General features: G+C 35.9%; 18 protein-coding genes. 14 read left to right on the top strand and 4 right to left on the bottom strand.

Annotated elements, in window-relative coordinates:
* The first annotated feature begins 128 nt into the window (after positions 1 to 128).
* The 7 genes from ASC72_RS15660 to ASC72_RS15635 all read left to right on the top strand — a co-directional run bounded on the left by ASC72_RS15660 (position 129) and on the right by ASC72_RS15635 (position 5,557).
* Complete coding sequence (locus ASC72_RS15660) at positions 129 to 1,067, top strand: alpha/beta hydrolase (RefSeq protein WP_241775722.1); 939 nt, start codon at positions 129 to 131, stop codon at positions 1,065 to 1,067.
* Positions 1,068 to 1,873: 806 nt separating this feature from the next.
* The gene (locus ASC72_RS15655; protein ID WP_056192598.1) at positions 1,874 to 2,188 is read left to right on the top strand and encodes a hypothetical protein; all 315 of its coding nucleotides are present in this window, start codon (positions 1,874 to 1,876) and stop codon (positions 2,186 to 2,188) included.
* Positions 2,189 to 2,241: 53 nt separating this feature from the next.
* Positions 2,242 to 2,805, top strand: a complete 564-nt coding sequence (locus ASC72_RS15650; protein ID WP_056192595.1) for a 2'-5' RNA ligase family protein — start codon at positions 2,242 to 2,244, stop codon at positions 2,803 to 2,805.
* Between the two features lie 68 nt (positions 2,806 to 2,873).
* On the top strand, positions 2,874 to 3,797 hold the full coding sequence (locus tag ASC72_RS15645; RefSeq protein ID WP_056192591.1) for an AraC family transcriptional regulator: 924 nt from the start codon (positions 2,874 to 2,876) through the stop codon (positions 3,795 to 3,797).
* 176 nt (positions 3,798 to 3,973) lie between these two features.
* Positions 3,974 to 4,489, top strand: coding sequence for an SDR family NAD(P)-dependent oxidoreductase (locus tag ASC72_RS15640; protein ID WP_256380482.1), 516 nt, complete (start codon positions 3,974 to 3,976; stop codon positions 4,487 to 4,489).
* Positions 4,383 to 4,697 (top strand): SDR family NAD(P)-dependent oxidoreductase, encoded by a 315-nt coding sequence (locus ASC72_RS24555; protein ID WP_256380487.1) that lies wholly within the window; start codon positions 4,383 to 4,385, stop codon positions 4,695 to 4,697. The genes ASC72_RS15640 and ASC72_RS24555 overlap by 107 nt, the downstream gene beginning before the upstream one ends.
* A 95-nt stretch (positions 4,698 to 4,792) precedes the next feature.
* The gene (locus ASC72_RS15635) at positions 4,793 to 5,557 is read left to right on the top strand and encodes an SDR family NAD(P)-dependent oxidoreductase (protein ID WP_056192588.1); all 765 of its coding nucleotides are present in this window, start codon (positions 4,793 to 4,795) and stop codon (positions 5,555 to 5,557) included.
* A 247-nt stretch (positions 5,558 to 5,804) separates the two neighbouring features.
* On the opposite strand, the gene ASC72_RS15630 is transcribed toward ASC72_RS15635, so the two are convergent.
* Positions 5,805 to 6,278 (bottom strand): PepSY-like domain-containing protein, encoded by a 474-nt coding sequence (locus ASC72_RS15630; RefSeq protein WP_056192585.1) that lies wholly within the window; start codon positions 6,276 to 6,278, stop codon positions 5,805 to 5,807.
* A 196-nt stretch (positions 6,279 to 6,474) separates the two neighbouring features.
* On the opposite strand from ASC72_RS15630, the gene ASC72_RS15625 reads away from it, so the two are divergent.
* On the top strand, positions 6,475 to 7,203 hold the full coding sequence (locus ASC72_RS15625) for a DUF4386 domain-containing protein (protein WP_056192582.1): 729 nt from the start codon (positions 6,475 to 6,477) through the stop codon (positions 7,201 to 7,203).
* Positions 7,204 to 7,292: 89 nt separating this feature from the next.
* On the opposite strand, the gene ASC72_RS15620 is transcribed toward ASC72_RS15625, so the two are convergent.
* Positions 7,293 to 7,991 (bottom strand): LytTR family DNA-binding domain-containing protein, encoded by a 699-nt coding sequence (locus tag ASC72_RS15620; protein ID WP_056192579.1) that lies wholly within the window; start codon positions 7,989 to 7,991, stop codon positions 7,293 to 7,295.
* Entirely contained in the window at positions 7,991 to 9,028 is a 1,038-nt protein-coding gene (locus ASC72_RS15615; protein ID WP_056192574.1) for a sensor histidine kinase, read from the bottom strand. Before ASC72_RS15615 ends, ASC72_RS15620 begins: the two co-directional genes overlap by 1 nt.
* Positions 9,029 to 9,190: 162 nt before the next feature.
* Between ASC72_RS15615 and ASC72_RS15610 the strand changes: the two genes are divergently transcribed.
* The 6 genes from ASC72_RS15610 to ASC72_RS15585 all read left to right on the top strand — a co-directional run bounded on the left by ASC72_RS15610 (position 9,191) and on the right by ASC72_RS15585 (position 17,262).
* Positions 9,191 to 10,576 carry a TolC family protein gene (locus tag ASC72_RS15610; protein ID WP_056192572.1) on the top strand — a complete coding sequence of 462 codons (1,386 nt, stop codon included), beginning with the start codon at positions 9,191 to 9,193 and terminating at the stop codon, positions 10,574 to 10,576.
* A 12-nt stretch (positions 10,577 to 10,588) separates the two neighbouring features.
* On the top strand, positions 10,589 to 13,873 hold the full coding sequence (locus ASC72_RS15605; protein WP_056192568.1) for an efflux RND transporter permease subunit: 3,285 nt from the start codon (positions 10,589 to 10,591) through the stop codon (positions 13,871 to 13,873).
* Positions 13,863 to 14,948 carry an efflux RND transporter periplasmic adaptor subunit gene (locus tag ASC72_RS15600; protein WP_056192565.1) on the top strand — a complete coding sequence of 362 codons (1,086 nt, stop codon included), beginning with the start codon at positions 13,863 to 13,865 and terminating at the stop codon, positions 14,946 to 14,948. The genes ASC72_RS15605 and ASC72_RS15600 overlap by 11 nt, the downstream gene beginning before the upstream one ends.
* Positions 14,949 to 15,628: 680 nt before the next feature.
* Positions 15,629 to 15,958, top strand: a complete 330-nt coding sequence (locus tag ASC72_RS15595) for a hypothetical protein (protein WP_056192562.1) — start codon at positions 15,629 to 15,631, stop codon at positions 15,956 to 15,958.
* A 369-nt stretch (positions 15,959 to 16,327) separates the two neighbouring features.
* Positions 16,328 to 16,741, top strand: a complete 414-nt coding sequence (locus ASC72_RS15590; RefSeq protein ID WP_056192559.1) for a hypothetical protein — start codon at positions 16,328 to 16,330, stop codon at positions 16,739 to 16,741.
* A gap of 62 nt (positions 16,742 to 16,803) precedes the next feature.
* Positions 16,804 to 17,262, top strand: a complete 459-nt coding sequence (locus ASC72_RS15585; RefSeq protein ID WP_056192557.1) for a hypothetical protein — start codon at positions 16,804 to 16,806, stop codon at positions 17,260 to 17,262.
* 209 nt (positions 17,263 to 17,471) lie between these two features.
* Here ASC72_RS15585 and ASC72_RS15580 read toward each other — a convergent pair whose 3' ends face one another.
* Positions 17,472 to 18,020 carry a type 1 glutamine amidotransferase domain-containing protein gene (locus ASC72_RS15580; RefSeq protein ID WP_056192554.1) on the bottom strand — a complete coding sequence of 183 codons (549 nt, stop codon included), beginning with the start codon at positions 18,018 to 18,020 and terminating at the stop codon, positions 17,472 to 17,474.
* Positions 18,021 to 18,581 lie beyond the last annotated feature (561 nt).

Genomic DNA, 18,581 nt, shown 5'->3' with positions numbered 1-18,581 from the left:
ATCGATTTATAAAGACTATTCTTATTGAATATTAGAATTACCCAATATGTTATAAATTGGAAAATCAATTAAAAACTCTAAATTTGAGTCTTTCCATAACAATTCAACTAAAAATTAAACTCTACAAAGTGAAAAAACTGACCCATTTAATAACGGCAAAATCCATATTTAACCTGATACTGCTTTTTGGAATTACAAGTCAATTACAGGCTCAAAATCAGGTAGTCCCGCTTTGGAAAACAATTCCACAAGAAATCAAGGCTCCTGACTACCCCGAAAAAGAAATTATAACAGACGGAAAAGTACAAAGTACTAGTCAGGTTTCAATACCTACCCTAAGTATCTTTTTTACAAAAGAAATCAAACAAAATCAAACCGCGGTAATTATTCTGCCTGGTGGTGGCTATTCGCATTTGGCAATTGATAAAGAAGGAACTAAAGTTGCCCAGTGGCTCAATAGTTTAGGAATTGTAGCATTTGTTTTGAAATACAGATTGCCAAACGATTTAATCATGACAAACAAAACGGTAGGCCCTTTGCAGGACGCACAGGAAGCCATGCGTATTGTACGGCTAAATGCCTCAAAATGGAATATTGATCCCAATAAAATTGGTATTATGGGATTCTCAGCAGGTGGACATTTAGCATCGACGCTGTCAACTCATTATGATGAAAGAGTTTATGAAACTTCATCAAAAATAAGTGCTCGACCTGATTTTTCTCTTCTGATTTACCCTGTTGTGTCTATGGAAAACGAAATAACCCACATGGGATCACAAACAAGTTTATTGGGAAATAATCCATCAAAAGATTTAATTGATTTCTTTTCCAATGAGAAAAAAGTAACCCCACAAACGCCAACTAGTTTTATTGTTCACGCTACCGATGATAAAGTGGTTCTACCTGAAAATAGTATCAATTATTACCTGGCGCTCAAAAAAAATGGAGTTACCTCTGAGTTACATTTATATGAAAGTGGTGGCCATGGTTTTGGTTTAGGGGTTAAAGACACCAGTAAATTTTGGACCAGAGATTGTGAAGAATGGCTTAAAAGCCACGGATATTGATATATATATATTGAATTACCGTCGAAAATATCCGATTTGATTGAACCACAAGAAGCGGCTTCAACTCTTTGGATAAATCAAGGCTCAAAGAGTTTAATAACATTGCGATCATGGCATAAATCTTAGCGTTCCTTACGGTTTAAGCTTTAGGTTTTCATAATTTGTGAAATAAAAAAGGGTTTTTAAATTTAGTTAACGTGTAACCAAATCTAAAAACCCTATAAAAATTAGACTCTTTTGTATGTCTTGCAAACTTATACAATAATCACGATCAAATGAATTCGTCAAATTTTCATTAAAAAATGTTTCTCCAAAAACAGTTTTAAGAAGAACATTATGCTGTTAAAAAAGGCAAAGCAGCATAACTTTTTGATCTTCTACGACGCAAAACTACAAGCAACTTTTAAGAAAAACTTACGGTTTTCCTCATTTTTGTGCATTTTTTCTACTTTTAACATTTTGTATTTTTTCAATATGTTGTGTTTCTTCCAGTTAAACTTTTTTCTAAAAAATAAAAAAAAATAGTTATTAAAAACTTTGCAAGTAAAATACTTCAAAGTTTTTAAAGGCGGTAAGATACTAAGGTGCTAAGATTTGTTTCTTGTCCTGGATTAAGTTGCAATTGTGAATTAAGAAATAAATTTGTAAAGTAAATTAGAAGTTGAATAAAAAACTTATAAGCTTAGAAACTCAGAAAGAATCTTTCTTATTCTAGATTAAGTTGAAACAAGAATTTAAGAAATACATTTGTAAAATAAATTACAAGTTCTGTCAGAAGTTGAATAAAAAACTTAGAAACTAAAAAAATGAAAATATTTGAATTTTTAATACTTGGAAAAAACGAACCCATTTTGGAGATTCTTCTCAGGCTGGTAAATGCTTATGAAAACTGGAATGCAGTAGGTTTTAATGATGAAAAAACAGCTCAGGAATATTTTCTTAACAACAAAATCGATATTGTTCTTTTGAGTTCCGGAATCGAAGACCATGTTGAAAAAGAGTTTACTTCTTTTTGTTTAAAACAGCAACCCGATGTCGAAGTAATTGAGCATTTTGGCGGGGGAAGCGGTTTATTAAAATCAGAAATAGAACACAGATTACATCTTAAGGGAAAAATTTAGGTACCAGCACAATTACACTCCCAATACTGAAATTATAAAATCATTTTTATTTAATGGAAAAGAAATATTCAGTTGCCATTTACCCTTCACAGGATGTTATTGATGGTATCAAGACGATGAAAGATTATCTGAAAAACAAAATAGGTTGGTATAACAGTTGTAATTCTGTGGCACATATTACGATCTGTGAGTTTACCATTGCTGAATCTGAAATAGATAAATACAAACAAAAGCTTTTTAAGGCTTGTGATACCTTTACTCCTTTTCCTGTTTACTTAGACCATTTTAGTGCTTATGAAAATAGCGGAGCCTTTTTTATTGCTCCAAACCAAGATTCAAAAGCAAAACTAAAACCAATCCTCAAAAAAACGCAGGAAACGTTGAAACCTTTGAGTCTGAAAAAAAGCGACGATCCACATCTGTCTATCGCCCGAAGATTAACTGCTGAAAATCTTAAAATTGCGGCACAGCTTTTCACCACAATTGATATTGATTTTTTATGTTGTGAAATTGTTTTGCGGGAATTGGACCCTATTAAAAAGCAGTTTTTTGTAATTGATACGATTCCATTTGGCAGCAATCCTCAACCCGAATTAATTCAGGGGAGTTTGTTTTAACCGCACAAAGCAAAGAACCTGAAACTAAAATCATTTTTTTGTATATTTGAATTTTACAATTCAAGCATATGAAATCCCTAGATTCATTTTACCAGGAAATTACAAAAGGCACCTCTATTGAACCAAGTTCCTTATTGCCCAACGATATCAAAAAAGAAATTGGCCATTTTAATGTTTTTGACATTCAAGAACTGCTGGAGAGAATGCAGGGAAAATCGGCTATGCCTTATGACAGAAGGGCTTATTATAAAATAAGTTTGATACGAGGCAAAAACAGATCTGAATATGCCGATAAAATAATCGAAATCGAGAAGCAGGCACTTTTATTTGCAACACCAAAAATCCCATATAATTACATACCGCAAGATACCAATCAGGCGGGGCAATTTTGCGTTTTTACGAGTGAATTTTTATCGAAAAACAAAAGCGGGATTGATTTGGACGATCTTCCTATTTTTGCTTCAGATGGCTATCCTGTTTTTCAGCTTACCGATCAAGAAGTTATTGAAGTGGAATTGATTTTCAACAAAATACAAAAAGAAATCAATTCTGATTATATCTACAAATATGATTTAATTCGGAATTATGTTGCCGAGTTAATTCACTTTGGACAGAAACTACAACCTATTACGGCACTTTATTCCAAACATAATTCGGCTGCGAGGGTTTCTTCTTTATTTGCTGAGTTATTAGAAAGACAATTCCCAATTGAATCTCCCCATCAGCGATTAGAACTGCGAACAGCCAAGGATTTCGCCGAAAGATTATCCGTGCATGTAAACCATCTAAATAAGGTTTTAAAAGAAAACACCGGAAAAACCACAACCGAATTAATCAGCAGCAGATTAACCAACGAAGCCAAAATCCTTTTAAAACAAACGGATTGGAACATTTCTGAAATCGCTTTTTCTTTAGGTTTTGAAGAATTGGCGCATTTTTCTAATTTCTTTAAAAAACAAACCTCCTTTACGCCTTTATCTTTCCGAAGTTAATTTTGGTCCCGAGACTTTGGGATAGATTTAAAATTTTGAAATTGAAATTGTTTTTTGAAATTGATTTTTGGAATTGATTTCCCGATTTGAATTTCGCAAACTTTCATTTGAAATTTACAATTCCCCGGCTCTGCTTTGCTCCTACCTTTGTCTTATCAATTTAAAAAATCAAAAAGATGAACTTAGCAAACAACAAAATTTTAATAACAGGCGGTGCAAGCGGAATTGGACTTGGCCTGACTGAACGATTTATTCAGGAAAATAATACCGTAATTATCTGCGGAAGAAGAGAAGCTGTTTTAAATGAAGTTAAAGCAAAATTCCCAACCGTAATTACAAAGGTATGCGACTTATCATATGAAAAAGAGCGCATCGCACTTTACGAATGGATTGCTGAAAATCACCCGGATTTAAATGTACTGATCAACAATGCCGGAATCCAAAAATGGGTTTCCGTTACCGATGCTGATTTTTACCAAAGCATGAAAACAGAGCTTAACACGAATATTGAAGCGCCTCTTCATTTAACGTCTTTTATTCATTCAGTTAAAATCGCTTACAACAGTAATGAATGTAACCTCCGGATTGGCTTTTTCGCCTTTTGCAAAAGTTCCTGTTTATTCGGCTACAAAAGCTTTTTTCCGTTCGTTTACCCTCTCACTTCGTCATATTTTAAAAGCAAAAAATATTGAAGTGATTGAAATTATTCCACCAGCATTGAATACAGATTTGGGTGGGGTTGGTTTACACGATATACATCCAAGCGTGGCTGACTTTATTGTTTCAATTTTCGAACAATTAAAAAACGGAAAAAACGAACTGACTTTTGGTACCAGCGAAACAAGAGTAAACGCAAGTGTTCCGGAATTAAAAGCTTCATTTGAAGCTTTACATTCATAATTACTAAGATGCAAGATTCAAATCATAAAAAATCTTATCTCTTGCATCTTGCATTTCACTTTCACTTTCATCAATAAACAACAATCTAAAATAAAATGGCAATAAATACAAAAATCGCCTTAGTAACAGGCGGCAGCAGAGGTTTAGGAAAAAATATGGCAATCGCAATTGCAAAAAAAGGAATTGATGTCATCATTAGCTACAACAGTAAAAAAGAAGAAGCTGATTCGGTTGTAAAAGAAATTGAAAACTTAGGCCAGAAGGCAGCTTCGCTTCAATTGAACGTAGCCGATTCAGGTACTTTTGATTCTTTCTTCGGGAGTGTTTCAGCAGCTTTAAAAAGCACTTTTAAGACTGATAAATTCGACTTCTTAGTCAACAACGCCGGAATCGGAATTCATAATTCATTCATCGCAACAACGGAAGCAGAATTTGATCAATTGACCAATATTCAGTTTAAAGGTCCTTTTTTCCTGACTCAAAAAGCATTAAGTGTAATGAATGATGGCGGCGGAATCGTTAACATTTCCACGGGATTGGCAAGGTTCTCTTTCCCGGGTTATGCCGCTTATGCTTCGATGAAAGGGGCAATTGAAACGTTGACCAAATATCAGGCAAAAGAATTAGGGGCAAGAAAAATCAGAGCAAACGTCGTGGCTCCAGGTGCCATCGAAACCGATTTTGGCGGAGGCGTTGTTCGTGACAACGAGCAAATGAATCAACAAATTGCATCAGTAACTGCATTAGGACGGGTAGGTTTACCAGACGATATTGGAGGTGTTGTTGCTTTTTTATGTACTGAAGAGGCACGTTGGGTAAATGCGCAGCGTATTGAGGTTTCTGGTGGAATGATGTTGTAATTTATCTTTGGCATCTTTAAATATGTGCACAGTATGTCATCTCGAAGCAGACTCGAGCAATAGTGACTGGCGAGGCAAATCTCGGCGAGAAGCTCGACAAAGATTGGATTCTCGTTGCGGAATTACTGGCGAAAATTTCTCCTTTGTCGAAATTGACAAACAACAATAAAACAAAAACCCGATAGAATTTTAATCTCTATCGGGCTTGTCGTTTCAAAAATATATTGAATTAGTAAGCAAACGTATTTTAATTTTTCTCTATAATGACATCAAAACCACCATCTTTATCAAAAACAACATCATAAAATCTGGAATTTTTCTCTACTCCCACTTCATAAGTTGTCTTGTTTTTATAATCTACCACAACTGCAATTTCACGAATGGCTTTTGCCGGATAATTTTTCTTTAAATAAGTCTGTGCCTTTGCTGGCAACTGACTTAACGGAATCTGTAATTCATAGGCTTTTAAAACGCCTAAATTGTCATAAACGGCCAGCGCTTCTACATTTGCATCTGTTTTAAATTTCGCTTCATAGCGAACTTCATCATTGTCATCGCCAACATACTCCATTGCCCAAACGGGTACTTTATTTGGATATTCCTTCTGAAAAGTAAATAAAACTTTCTCGGGTGGTGTCACTTTTTCCTTCATATTAACCCCTTCCTGCGCCATCAAAAAACCTCCACACAAAAAGAAAATGGCTACAAGCACGTTTTTCATGATTTCAATTCTTAATAGTTATTACTTAAACAGCGTATTAAAATTACTACTTTTTTCATAACAAAAATAGATTTTAAAGATATTTTTTACACGAAACGTTATTTTTAAAAAAGTATAAATACACTTTTAAAAAAATGTTAAAAAACAAGTAACAAACTGGGACCTAATACGTCTTACTTTAAAACTACCAACCACTATGAAATTTAACCTTAAAAAATTTGAAGATTCGCCTCAGCTTTATATCAGGATCGGAGGAATACTTTATCTCATTATTATAATTGCCGGCATATTCGGGCAACTTTTAGTTCGGAATAAATTATTGGTTTATGGAGATCCAACTGTGACCGCCAACAATATTATCCATTCAGAATTTCTATGGCGAATCGGAATTGCAGGCGATTTAATCATGCACATTCTCGACTTGCCTATTATGATTCTTTTGTATTGCCTCTTGAGACCTATAAATAAAAAATTGGCTTTACTGAATTTATCTTTTAATTTAATTCAAACCGCTGTATTGGCTCTCAATAAACTAAATCTTCTGGCTGCTTTATTTTTCCTGGGAGATGCTGAATATTTAAAATCTTTTAGTCACGATCAACTGAATACATTATCGTATTTATCTATTAAATTGCACGATTTTGGATTTGCCATCGGATTGATCTTTTTTGCATTTGTCTGTCTTATCGAAGGTTATCTGATCTTCAAATCTGGTTATTTGCCAAAAGCATTGGGAGTCATGATGGCAATTGCCGGCTTGTGTTATCTAACAAACAGTTTTGCATTAATTCTTGTACCACAATTTTCTAATATTGCATTGTTATTACCTTGCTTTATTGCAGAATTATCATTGACTCTTTGGTTTATTTTTAAAGGCGTAAAGCTGACGGTCTGGAAACAAAAAATGCTAAAGTATCCGGCATAAAATTATACAATTAAAAAAGCCTGTGAAGAATTAATCTTCTACAGGCTTTTCCTTAAATAATGAATTAGTAAGCAATCTTAATTTAAGTATTATTTTTTAAGCCGATCAGAGAGTTCTCTTTTATAGGTAATCCCAATTGGGAGTTTTTCATTTTTAAGGATCACAAAGTCTTTTTCCGTTGTATCAATTTTATCCAAAGCCACAATATAGGATTTGTGAATACGCATAAAGCTCTTTTCCGGCAGGCATTTTTCTAATTCGCTGGTAGTGATGGAGGCCAAATAGGTTCTTTTGATCGTGTGCAGTTTTACATAATTCCCAAAACTCTGAGCAAATAAAAGCTGGTCCAATTCAATATCCATAAAGTAACCGTCCACTTTTACGCTAACAGAATTTACGATTGCCTCTTCTTCTTTTAGTGCTGTATTTTCTGTTGAAAAAAAACGATCCACCGCTTTTAAAAATCTGGGGAAATAAATGGGTTTCAAAAGATAATCAATCACGCCGTAATCATAGCTTTCCAAAGCAAATTCAGAATAAGCGGTCGTTAAAATGGTTTTGGGATGCGTTGGAATAATCTTCAGCAATTCCATTCCTGAAATTTCCGGCATATTAATATCCAGAAACATCAGATCAACTTTATTTTCACGCAGGTAATTCATCGCCTCGATTCCGTTATAGCCCTGAAAGACAAGTTCCAGCTCCGGATTTTGTTTGATATAATTCGCCAAAACATAATGCGCCGCCGGCTCATCATCTACAATAATGCATTTTTTGGTTTCTTTCATTACACAAACTTTTTCAGTTGTAATTTCAAGTCTACGATGTAGGTATTTTTATCGTCCTGAATGTTTAATTTATAGTCTTTTCCATAAAGTAAATTCAAACGTTCAATAGTGTTTTTCAGGCCAATTTTAGTCGAAACAACATCGGTTTTCTTAGTCGGAATGGAGTTCACCACATGCAAATGCAGCGATCCGTTTTCGACCGTCACTATGATTCTCACAAAACATTTTTCAATCGCGCAGGTTCCGTGTTTAAAAGCATTTTCTATAAAAGCAATCAAGAGCATCGGTGACACTTTATAGGCGTTTTCATTGTCAATTTTGCAATCATAGGTAATATCGCAACGGTACCCTACCCTTTCTTTTTCAAGTTGAATGTAACTGTTTATAAATTCCAGTTCGTCTTCTAAAGATACGCATTGTTTGTTATTACTCTCCAGTTGATAACGCATGAGTTGCGAGACTTTCATGATCAGATCCGGTGTTCTTTCCGGAAATTCCAAACTGATTCCGTAAAGTGTATTGAAGGTATTGAATAAAAAATGCGGGTTTAATTGTCCTTTTAAGGCATTGAGCTGCATTTGGTTAAACAACAACGTTTCGTCTGTTTGTTTTCTGTGGATTCGGTAGAATTTAAAAACAATAATCGGGCTCAAAATACAAACCAATGTCCCTAAAACACTCGCCAATTGGTAGACATAACTTCTTTGATGCGAGTTTTGATACAAACGGCAATTGCTAAACATATCCAGTGTAGTAATCTCATACAGCACAACTGAAAAGACAAATACGCCAAAAAGCGTTAGAAATACATAAGTTAAAGGGCGTCGGGTTTTGAATAATATAGGAAGAAGAAAAAAGCGATTGAACTGGGCGTGCATGTATAAAATGAAGTAGAAAAAAATGCCCATTAAGATGGAAGATACAGAACTAAAGAGCATCCAGTCGTTTTTCAGGGTATATATGGTGAAGGAAAACGCGACGACAGCAATTTCCTGCCACCATTTATTATCCAGTAAGCTATCAAACTTTTTATTCATTTTAATTTTTAAATAGTTTACAAATTAAAGACAAATATTTAATTATTATTGGCAATAAATGACAAATTCAATTGGTCATTTTTAATTGCATTACATCATTTAAGAAAGGGTATATCGGTCTAAGAGAAATAATTTTGGGAGATCATTTCACACTTTGAGTTTATGTATTTCAAAAAAATTACCTTATTATTTTTCTTGATTTTTGCCTCAATTGGTTATTCACAAACCTTGTCTTTAAAAGAAGCCATAAAAACAGGTCTTGAAAACTACGGTTCTATCCGGGCAAAAAGCAATTACACCAGTGCCTCGCGCGAGACTCTTAAACAATCCAAACGCGATTACTTGCCGAATCTGAACTTATCTGCCCAACAAGATTACGGAACCATCAACGGGCAAAATGGTGCACTTTACGGATTTAATGGTCTGGCCGCTGCTTCCTCGGGTCCTGCCTTACCCAATCAAAACTGGAATTCGGCTTTTGGGGCCCTTTATTTAGTCAATATGAACTGGGACTTTTTCACTTTCGGAAAAGCAAAAGAAAAAATCAATTTGGCTAAAGTTGATCTTCAGTCTAAAGAAAAAGATTTGCAACAGGAAATGTTTCAACAGGAAATTAAAATCTCTGCCGCTTATTTGAATTTATTGGCAAGCCAAAGATTACTGATTTCCCAACAAAAGAATTTAAGCCGCGCAGAAGTTTTCAAAAAGACAGCGGTTGCCCGCGTTAAAAACGGATTATTGGCCGGAGTCGATTCCACACTGGCTACCGCCGAGGTTTCAAAAGCTAAGATTGCTTTGAACCTGGCTCGTAATTTCGTTAAGGAACAAAACAACAAACTAGTCGATTTAATGGGTGTTGCGCCCCAGGATTTCAAAACAGACACTTTGTTTGTAAATCAGATTCCCAAAGCCATTTTAACAGCCGAAAAAACAACTGATAGCCTTCATCCGTTGCTTCAATATTATAAAACAAGAATCAATTACAGCGATCAGCAAACCAAACTATACAAGCGTTTTTATTACCCAACGATGAGCGCATTTGGTGTTCTGCAAACCCGCGCTTCTGGTTTTGATACGAATTATGTTCAGGATCAGACCGCTTTTACCAGAAATTATTGGGATGGCGTAAATCCGGATCGTTCCAACTATTTAGTTGGAATCGGGATTAGCTGGAATCTAACCACGCCATTTAGAATGAGCAGACAGGTAAGCGCTCAAAAATTTGTTTCCCAGGCTTTGAAAGAAGAATACAATCAGGCGGAGAGAGAATTAAAATCGCAAATGAGTTTTGCAGAAGATAAAATAAAAATTACGCTTGAGAATTTTGCCGAAGCGCCAATTCAGGTGAACGCAGCCCAGAAAGCCTACCTGCAAAAATCGACTTTATACAAAAACGGCTTAACCGATTTAACCGATTTGACCCAAACCCTCTTTACGTTAAACCGCGCCGAAATTGACCGTGATATCGTCAACAACAATGTGTGGCAATCCTATTTGCTAAAAGTAGCCGCGAGTGGCAATTTCGACTTATTTATAAATGAATTTTAATTATAGATCCTAATGAATTTAATACGTTTTGCACTCCGCAAACCCATCTCCATACTCGTTATGGTGGCTGGTTTATTTTTCTTCGGAATTGGTGCCATCAAGGACATTAAGGTAGATATCCTTCCGAAAATGAATTTGCCGGTAATTTATATCGCGCATCCTTTTGGAGGTTACACGCCAGACCAGATGGAGGCTTATTTTGCCAAAACTTACGTCAACATTTTACCCTTTGCAAACGGGGTAAAATCGGTTGAAACCAAAAATATTCAGGGGTTAATGATTATGAAATTAACCTATTATGAAAACACGAATATGGCGCAGGCTGCAGCCGAATTGAGTTCGCTTTCCAACAGAATCCAGGCGGCCTTTCCTCCGGGGACACAGCCCCCGTTTATCATTCGTTTTGATGCTTCATCATTGCCAATCGGGCAATTGGTTTTGAGCAGTAAAATCAGGTCGAACAATGAATTGCAGGATTTAGCCAACGTTTATGTTCGTGCTTCCTTTACTTCGATTCCCGGTTTATTATCTCCGGCACCTTTCGGCGGAAGCCCAAGAACAATCGAGGTTAACGTAGATCCGGATTTGTTGCGTTCGCACAATATGACACCGGATCAGATTGTGGAGGCGATCCGTATCAACAACCAGACGGCTCCATCGGGAAACGTGAGAATGGGCAATACCAACTATATTACACCAACCAATAATACCATTAAAGAAGTTAAGGATTTTGAAAATATTCCACTATTTAAAGGAAGCGTTCAAAACTTAAAATTAGGGGATGTGGCCACTGTAAAAGACGGTGCTGATATTACGCAGGGTTACGCTTTGGTAAACGGAAAACGTTCGGTTTATATCAGTATTGCAAAAGCCGGAGATGCTTCGACCTGGGATGTGGTTCAGAAATTAAAAGCTGAATTGCCTAAAATTCAGAGTACACTTCCGGAAGACGTAAAATTGTCCTACGAATTTGACCAGTCGGTGTATGTAATCAACTCGGTTAAAAGTTTAATTACAGAGGGAATTATCGGGGCAGTGTTGACAGGACTCATGGTTTTACTTTTCCTTGGAGACAGACGTGCGGCTTTGATCGTAATTTTGACCATCCCGATTTCTATTATTTCCGGGGTTTTATTCCTGAAATTATTCGGGCAAACCATCAACTTAATGTCTTTAAGCGGACTGGCTTTGGCAATTGGAATTTTAGTGGATGAAAGTACCGTAACGATCGAAAATATCCACCAGCATCTCGATATGGGAAAACCCAAGGCGCTTGCCATCTGGGATGCCTGTCAGGAAATTGCGTTGCCTAAATTATTGATTTTGCTTTGTATTTTGGCCGTATTTGCTCCGGCATTTACGATGGTCGGAATTCCGGGAGCCTTGTTCCTGCCGTTGGCATTGGCCATTGGATTCTCAATGGTAATTTCGTTTTTGCTTTCACAAACTTTTGTCCCTGTAATGGCCAACTGGCTGATGAAAGGACACGCCAAACACGAACACGAACCAAATATTACAGATGATGAAGCAGAATTCAACGCCTGCGGATTAACTCCTGAATCGGAAAAACAACTGATTACTCAGAAAAAAGATTACGTTGAAAGAACCGATAGTGATGGAAAGGGGAAAATAGGTGCTTTCGAGCGATTCCGAATCCGTTTTATGCGAACCTTAGACCGATTGTTTCCATTCAAAAAAACAGCTGCTTTGGTGTATCTAATTTCCGCTACAATTTTGGCTCTTACCTTTATTACGTTTATCGGAAAAGATGTTTTCCCGAAAGTAAACTCAAGTCAGTTTCAGCTGAGAATGCGTGCACCCGATGGAACCCGTTTAGAGCGTACCGAAGAAAAAGCGGTGATTGTACTAAAGGAATTGCAAAAAATGGTAGGGAAAGAACATATCGGAATTTCGTCTGTTTATGTGGGACAGCACCCGTCACTGTTCTCAATCAACCCGATTTATCTGTTCATGGCAGGTTCGCACGAAGCGGTATTTCAGGTGAGTCTGAAAGAATATCACGTGGATATGGATGACTTTAAAGACGATTTCAGAGCCCGAATCAAGAAAGTATTGCCAGATGTGAAATTATCATTTGAGCCAATCGAATTAACGGACAAAGTTTTGAGCCAGGGTTCTCCTACTCCAATTGAAGTTCGTATTGCCGGAAAAGACAAAAAACGAAATGAGCTCTACGCCAACAAAATTGTAGAGAAACTACAAAAGATAGCGTATTTCAGAGACGTGCAAATTGGTCAGCCGATTCATTATCCGGCGATGAATATTGATATTGACAGAACCCGTGCTGCCGAATTGGGCGTTGATATGAATGATATTTCAAGATCGCTTGTGGCTTCGACCTCATCATCAAGATATACGGAAAAAAATACATGGATTGACGAAAGAGCCGGATTGTCGTACAACGTACAGGTTCAGGTTCCGTTAAACCAAATGAAAAGCAAAACCGATATTGGAGAAATTCCGGTATTGAAAAACTCGCTTCGTCCTGTTTTAAGTGACGTTGCCAAAATTACACCCGGCTTTGTAAGCGGTGAAAATGACAATTTAGGGGCTATGCCATACATTACCGTTACAGCAAACATCAACCAGACCGATTTAGGGACGGCCAATAAAGATGTAGCTGCAACAATAAGCGCATTGGGAGAACTGCCACGTGGTTTGTTCATTTCTCCAATTGGTTTGAGTAAAGTATTGGAAGAAACATTAAGTAGTTTACAAGTAGGATTATTGGTTGCCATTTTTGTAATCTTCTTAATGTTAGCCGCTAATTTCCAGTCCTTCAAAGTTTCGCTGGTTATTTTAACAACTGTTCCGGCAGTAGTGTTAGGCGCCTTATTAATGCTGACCCTTACCGGTTCAACGTTAAACTTACAATCGTATATGGGAATCATCATGTCGGTTGGGGTTTCGATCGCAAATGCCGTTTTATTGGTTACCAATGCCGAGCAATTGCGTAAAATAAACGGAAACGCCTTAGAGTCGGCTCGTGAAGCTGCAGCACTGCGTCTTCGTCCCATTATCATGACTTCGGTGGCGATGATTGCCGGAATGCTGCCAATGGCAATTGGTCATGGTGAAGGTGGCGATCAGGTTTCGCCTTTAGGTAGAGCAGTTATTGGCGGATTATTATTCTCGACCTTTGCCGTATTGCTAATCCTGCCGCTTATCTTTGCGTGGGCACAAGAAAAAACAACGACACAATCGGTTTCTTTAGATCCTGAAGACGAAGAAAGCATCCATTATATCTCATCATTAAACTCGAAAAATGACAAATAAAATACAATTTAGCGCGCTGTTCTTTGCAGCACTATTTTTCCTGAACAGCTGTAATTCTAAGAAAGAAGAAGCGCCTGTAGCAGAATTGGAACCTAAAACAGAAACCTTTCTGTTAGAGAAAGAAAAACTAACCACCGAATTGCGTTTGCCAGCCGAATTAACCGGTTTTCAACAAGTCGATTTGTATGCTAAGGTAAGCAGTTTTGTAAAAGTTCTTAAAGTTGATATTGGTACAAAAGTAAAAAAAGGGCAACTTTTAATCGTTTTAGAAGCGCCTGAAATCAGTTCACAACTCGCTGCAGCCGAATCAAGATTGAAATCGATGGAAGCGATTTACGCCACCAGCAAGAGTACCTACAACCGTTTGTACGAAACCAGTAAAGTGGAAGGGACAATTTCTAAAAATGATTTAGAAATGGCCAGCGGAAAGAAAAATTCTGATTATGCGCAATATCAGGCAGCAGTTGCAGGACACAAAGAAGTTTCGATTATGAGAGGTTATCTTGAAATCCGCGCTCCCTTTGATGGTGTTGTAGCGGCAAGAAACGTGAATTTAGGGACATTTGTTGGGCCGGCAGGAAAAGGCTCCGATTTGCCTTTATTGACCATTCAGCAGCAGGATAAATTGCGTTTGGCAGTTTCGGTTCCCGAATTGTACACCGGATATTTACACACTGGCGACGAAATGAGTTTTAATGTAAAATCATTGCCGGAAACCTTTAAAGCAACTATTACCAGAATGTCTGGCGCTCTAGATTTAAAACTGCGTTCCGAGCGTGTAGAAATGGATGTTCAAAACACCAAAAAAGATTTATTACCAGGAATGGTAGCCGAAGTTCTGTTACCGCTTAACGCGAAAGACAGCACCTTTGTAATTCCAAAATCGGCTTTGGTGAATGTAGCTGAAGGTACTTTTGTAATTAAAGTTATCGATCACAAAGCCACAAGAATCAATGTGAAAAGAGGAAGAGAAATCGACGATAAAATTGAAATATTTGGCGATTTGAATCGCAAAGATAAACTGGTGAAAATTGCCAGCGAAGAAACTAAGGAAGGTGATATCATAAACGAATAACCTGCGTTTTGCTTTCTGTTTAGTGATTACCAAATACTGTACGCAATTCAATGCGGCATTTTAAAATTAGATTTGGTTTTAAAATGTAAATTAAATTTTTGTTTAGGAGGGCGGTGCTTATTAAGTGCTGCCCTCTTTTTGTTTTTGGGAGAGTTTTGAGGTTTTGGAAGTTTTGGAAGTTTCACAGAGATTCGCTAAGATAGCACGGAGGTTCGCAAAGTTTTTGTTGTCAGGCTTGCGAATTAAGCGTGCAAAGTTTTCCCATTTTTGTCATTTCGACGCACGAGACTTGAGCGATAGCGACTGGCCAAGCAAATCCCCGCAAGTAGCTCGACAAACATTGGTAGTTTTTAGTGAAAATTGGGATTTGGAATTTCTATTTTGAAATTTTAATAAGAAGCTATTTCCCCCTGTTCCTTCCAATCTTTTGTGCCGAACCCCGGCACAAAAGGATTTTCCCTCCCATCGGGGCTATGGGTCTAGTTTTCATAAGGAAGAATCAGGTATAAGTACGTGGTTGTTTAAATTTATAAATGGATATTTTTGATATAATATTTACATCAAGTTGATATTGAATTAATTGATATTAGCTTATGTTCTCGAGCGGGACACACGAGCAAGGAGTATTAGCACTAATCTAAATAAAATACACTTATAATTTTTAATGATATTTTTATCGCATGAAAAAAATCGCACTTTTAATTTTCTTTATATTTATTTCGTGCAATAATCATAGAATAGACACAAAAATGAATATTGAAAAGAAAATTTCAAAAGAAAAAGTTATTGAAAATATAGCTGTTTTAAGAAAATGTGGATTCTATGAGGAATTTCATAATCTAACAGATACGGAAGTATTTAATAAGCTCCATTCAAACAGAATAAAAGAATATTCAAAAATGTTTAAAAAGCCATACGATCCGGGCATGAACATAGACGAATTTGATTTGGCATGTCTTGATAAACACAAAATGATTTACATGGATTTAGAATCTGATGTTTGTGCATAAAATAAAGTTTATAGAGATGTAATTAATACATTTTCTTTACTATCAAAAGGCACATTTAATCCTGAAAATATTGAAGAAAAATGGCAAAGCGAATTTGGATCAATTAAAGTTCAATTTAAATCCAATAATGAAATCGTAAAATTTGAACCTGAGTTTTCTGATGATTGGTTAGATGGTAAAATATTCGATATTTGTATAAATCAGATTAAAACAAAAAATATTAGGATTGTAGAATGCCTTGGAGAAAGTAAATATGGATATGGCCAATGTGTTTCTTTTATGAGATTAACTGAAGCTGAGCAAAAAACACTAGAAAAAGAATATCATTATAAATTCCGAATTTAAAATGGAGTTTAAAATTAAACCAAAATGATCAGAATAGAATTCGAAGAACCCAACAAAGAAATCTGTAATTGTTGCAACAATGAAATTGTCAAACTCACAAGATTTGTTTATAAAGACGAAGACGCATTTGCTATTTATTATTTGAAATTCACAAGAGGGCATGAAGACAGACTTGTTACCGGAATAATTAGTATTGGCGATTGGGGAACGGATGATGAACCCAAAAATAGATTTGCATTTCCATTTAGAATTTGGACTAATGAAGGTAATTTTCAGGTTGGTTTAATGGACAAAGAAGATTCACCCTGGAAACAAGATTTACTTGGAAATATTTTAGATAGAAAAGAGGCATTAGATCATCCTTGGATTCAGGAAGTATTTCATATCACAGATCATATTGTAGAGGAAGATGAAGTTTTGATTGAATACTTTAATTGATAGTTTCCTCACAAGCACAAAGGTCTCGTTATTGAATACAAAGACAACAATTTTATACGTAGATGAATTGGATATTAAGAAAAACCGATAAATTAGAATTTCATACAAATCTAACCGAATTACTTCACCCCATTTTTGAGGACTTAAAAAATTTCAATTGGGTTTTATCAGATTTGGATTTTATTGCCCACGAAGAAATCCCTATTGAATTTGGAGAAGATTATTACATTCTTGATGAAAAGGAATTTGAAAAATTAGCGAAAGCCAGGGTTCAAATTATTTGGGGAGTAATATCTGCAATTCCTAAAAGTGAAGCTATGGAACTTGATAAAAATAATTTACCATATGTTGAAGGAAATGATGATATTTGGAAAGATGGAAATTTACAATTACCAAACTCTTTGATTGAAATAATTGCTTTTGATAGTTCTTACACCATCATAAAATTTAAAAATTTAAACCTCTCAGAAAAATTTAAAAGACACTTTGACGAAGCAATTGAATTAGAAAAATACAAGTAAAACATATTCTGCCCGCTGTAAGAAGTGTCCTTTCCAAAAGCTGCACGAACGCCTCTTACTTCGCGCCCTCAAAGTAATTAAATCTCAACCATATGAATTGGATAGTAGAAAACACCGATAACTGTGTAATTATGAGTAATAAACTGGCAATTACAAAAAATGCAAGACCAAAATTGATCTTGCATTTTTTGCAACATAAAAACATCTTTTTACACTGTCTGACGCTCGTGTTTTCCTTCTTTAATTTCTTCCACCATTTTTTTATTAAAAGCGGGCAAATCATTCGGGTTTCGGCTGGTCACCAACCCATTGTCTACGACTACTTCTGAGTCTTCCCATTGTGCTCCGGCATTTTTCAAATCGTTTTTAATAGAAAAAAACGAAGTTACTTTTCGACCTTCTAAAACATCAGCATCTATCAGAATTTGAGGGCCATGACAAATAGCCGCTACTGGTTTTTTACTATTAAAAAACGAACGTACAAAATTTACTGCAGCCTCTTCTCTTCTCAATAAATCAGGGTTTATAACTCCTCCCGGAATAACCAGAGCATCATAATCTGCTTCATTTGCCTGATCTAATACTACATCAACATTATATTCCTTGCTCCAATTACCGTCTTTCCAGGCTTTAATAGTTCCTGATTTCAGACTGACGATATCTGCATTCCACCCCTGCTCTTCCAGATAGGCTTTAGGCGATGATAATTCTGACTCTTCAAAACCGTTTGTGGCTAATATGGCTATATTCTTTTTCATAATTTTAAATATTTAAAACGTTATTAATTTTGATTTAGTTAAAATTAGTTATTTCAGACAGCCAGCGAAAACAGATCCTGTTAAACCTTTCTTTAATAAAAGTTAATTAATTGAATTCCAGATTTTTATTAAAAATTAAATTGAAATTATATAAGATTGGCATCCATTTAGTTTACTATTTTATAGGATGAGACTAAGAATAATTATATAAAGTAGTGAGTGCGAAAATAGTAAAGACATTCCAGGAAAACGAGAATACAACTTATGAAGTAAAAAGAGAATAATTTTTAATAAATATTTTTTCCCTGCTAGCGCGACGTCCCGCTCGTGAACGCAAAGAATGGCAACCTTTTTTATAAAAACTATTTCTTGAAAAATCAAAACCTTCTTATAAAACCAACTCCCCTAGCCCTGAGGGAACGGCATCCTTTTGTGTCCGTCGCGGTGGACACAAAAGATACAGAGGACAGCAGGAAATAGCTCCTTATTAAAATTGAAATTACAAAAAATCTTGCAAAAGTTTACTTGAAAAGTGTTTTCTTTGACTGTCAACAAAAACTA

It is taken from the genome of Flavobacterium sp. Root420 (genome assembly GCF_001427905.1).
Classification (GTDB): domain Bacteria; phylum Bacteroidota; class Bacteroidia; order Flavobacteriales; family Flavobacteriaceae; genus Flavobacterium.
Note: the sequence above shows the minus strand (reverse complement) of the source record. Positions and strands in the feature narration are given on the sequence as shown.

Excerpts from the sequence above, each read along its gene's own strand:
- ASC72_RS15580 (WP_056192554.1), bottom strand. The coding sequence starts at position 18,020 with ATGAAAAAGAATATAGCCATATTAGCCACAAACGGTTTTGAAGAGTCA.
- ASC72_RS15650 (WP_056192595.1), top strand. The coding sequence starts at position 2,242 with ATGGAAAAGAAATATTCAGTTGCCATTTACCCTTCACAGGATGTTATT.
- ASC72_RS15610 (WP_056192572.1), top strand. The coding sequence starts at position 9,191 with ATGTATTTCAAAAAAATTACCTTATTATTTTTCTTGATTTTTGCCTCA.
- ASC72_RS15640 (WP_256380482.1), top strand. The coding sequence starts at position 3,974 with ATGAACTTAGCAAACAACAAAATTTTAATAACAGGCGGTGCAAGCGGA.
- ASC72_RS15635 (WP_056192588.1), top strand. The coding sequence starts at position 4,793 with ATGGCAATAAATACAAAAATCGCCTTAGTAACAGGCGGCAGCAGAGGT.
- ASC72_RS15615 (WP_056192574.1), bottom strand. The coding sequence starts at position 9,028 with ATGAATAAAAAGTTTGATAGCTTACTGGATAATAAATGGTGGCAGGAA.
- ASC72_RS15595 (WP_056192562.1), top strand. The coding sequence starts at position 15,629 with ATGAAAAAAATCGCACTTTTAATTTTCTTTATATTTATTTCGTGCAAT.
- ASC72_RS15655 (WP_056192598.1), top strand. The coding sequence starts at position 1,874 with ATGAAAATATTTGAATTTTTAATACTTGGAAAAAACGAACCCATTTTG.
- ASC72_RS15625 (WP_056192582.1), top strand. The coding sequence starts at position 6,475 with ATGAAATTTAACCTTAAAAAATTTGAAGATTCGCCTCAGCTTTATATC.
- ASC72_RS15590 (WP_056192559.1), top strand. The coding sequence starts at position 16,328 with ATGATCAGAATAGAATTCGAAGAACCCAACAAAGAAATCTGTAATTGT.
- ASC72_RS15605 (WP_056192568.1), top strand. The coding sequence starts at position 10,589 with ATGAATTTAATACGTTTTGCACTCCGCAAACCCATCTCCATACTCGTT.
- ASC72_RS15585 (WP_056192557.1), top strand. The coding sequence starts at position 16,804 with ATGAATTGGATATTAAGAAAAACCGATAAATTAGAATTTCATACAAAT.
- ASC72_RS15630 (WP_056192585.1), bottom strand. The coding sequence starts at position 6,278 with ATGAAAAACGTGCTTGTAGCCATTTTCTTTTTGTGTGGAGGTTTTTTG.
- ASC72_RS15620 (WP_056192579.1), bottom strand. The coding sequence starts at position 7,991 with ATGAAAGAAACCAAAAAATGCATTATTGTAGATGATGAGCCGGCGGCG.
- ASC72_RS15600 (WP_056192565.1), top strand. The coding sequence starts at position 13,863 with ATGACAAATAAAATACAATTTAGCGCGCTGTTCTTTGCAGCACTATTT.
- ASC72_RS15645 (WP_056192591.1), top strand. The coding sequence starts at position 2,874 with ATGAAATCCCTAGATTCATTTTACCAGGAAATTACAAAAGGCACCTCT.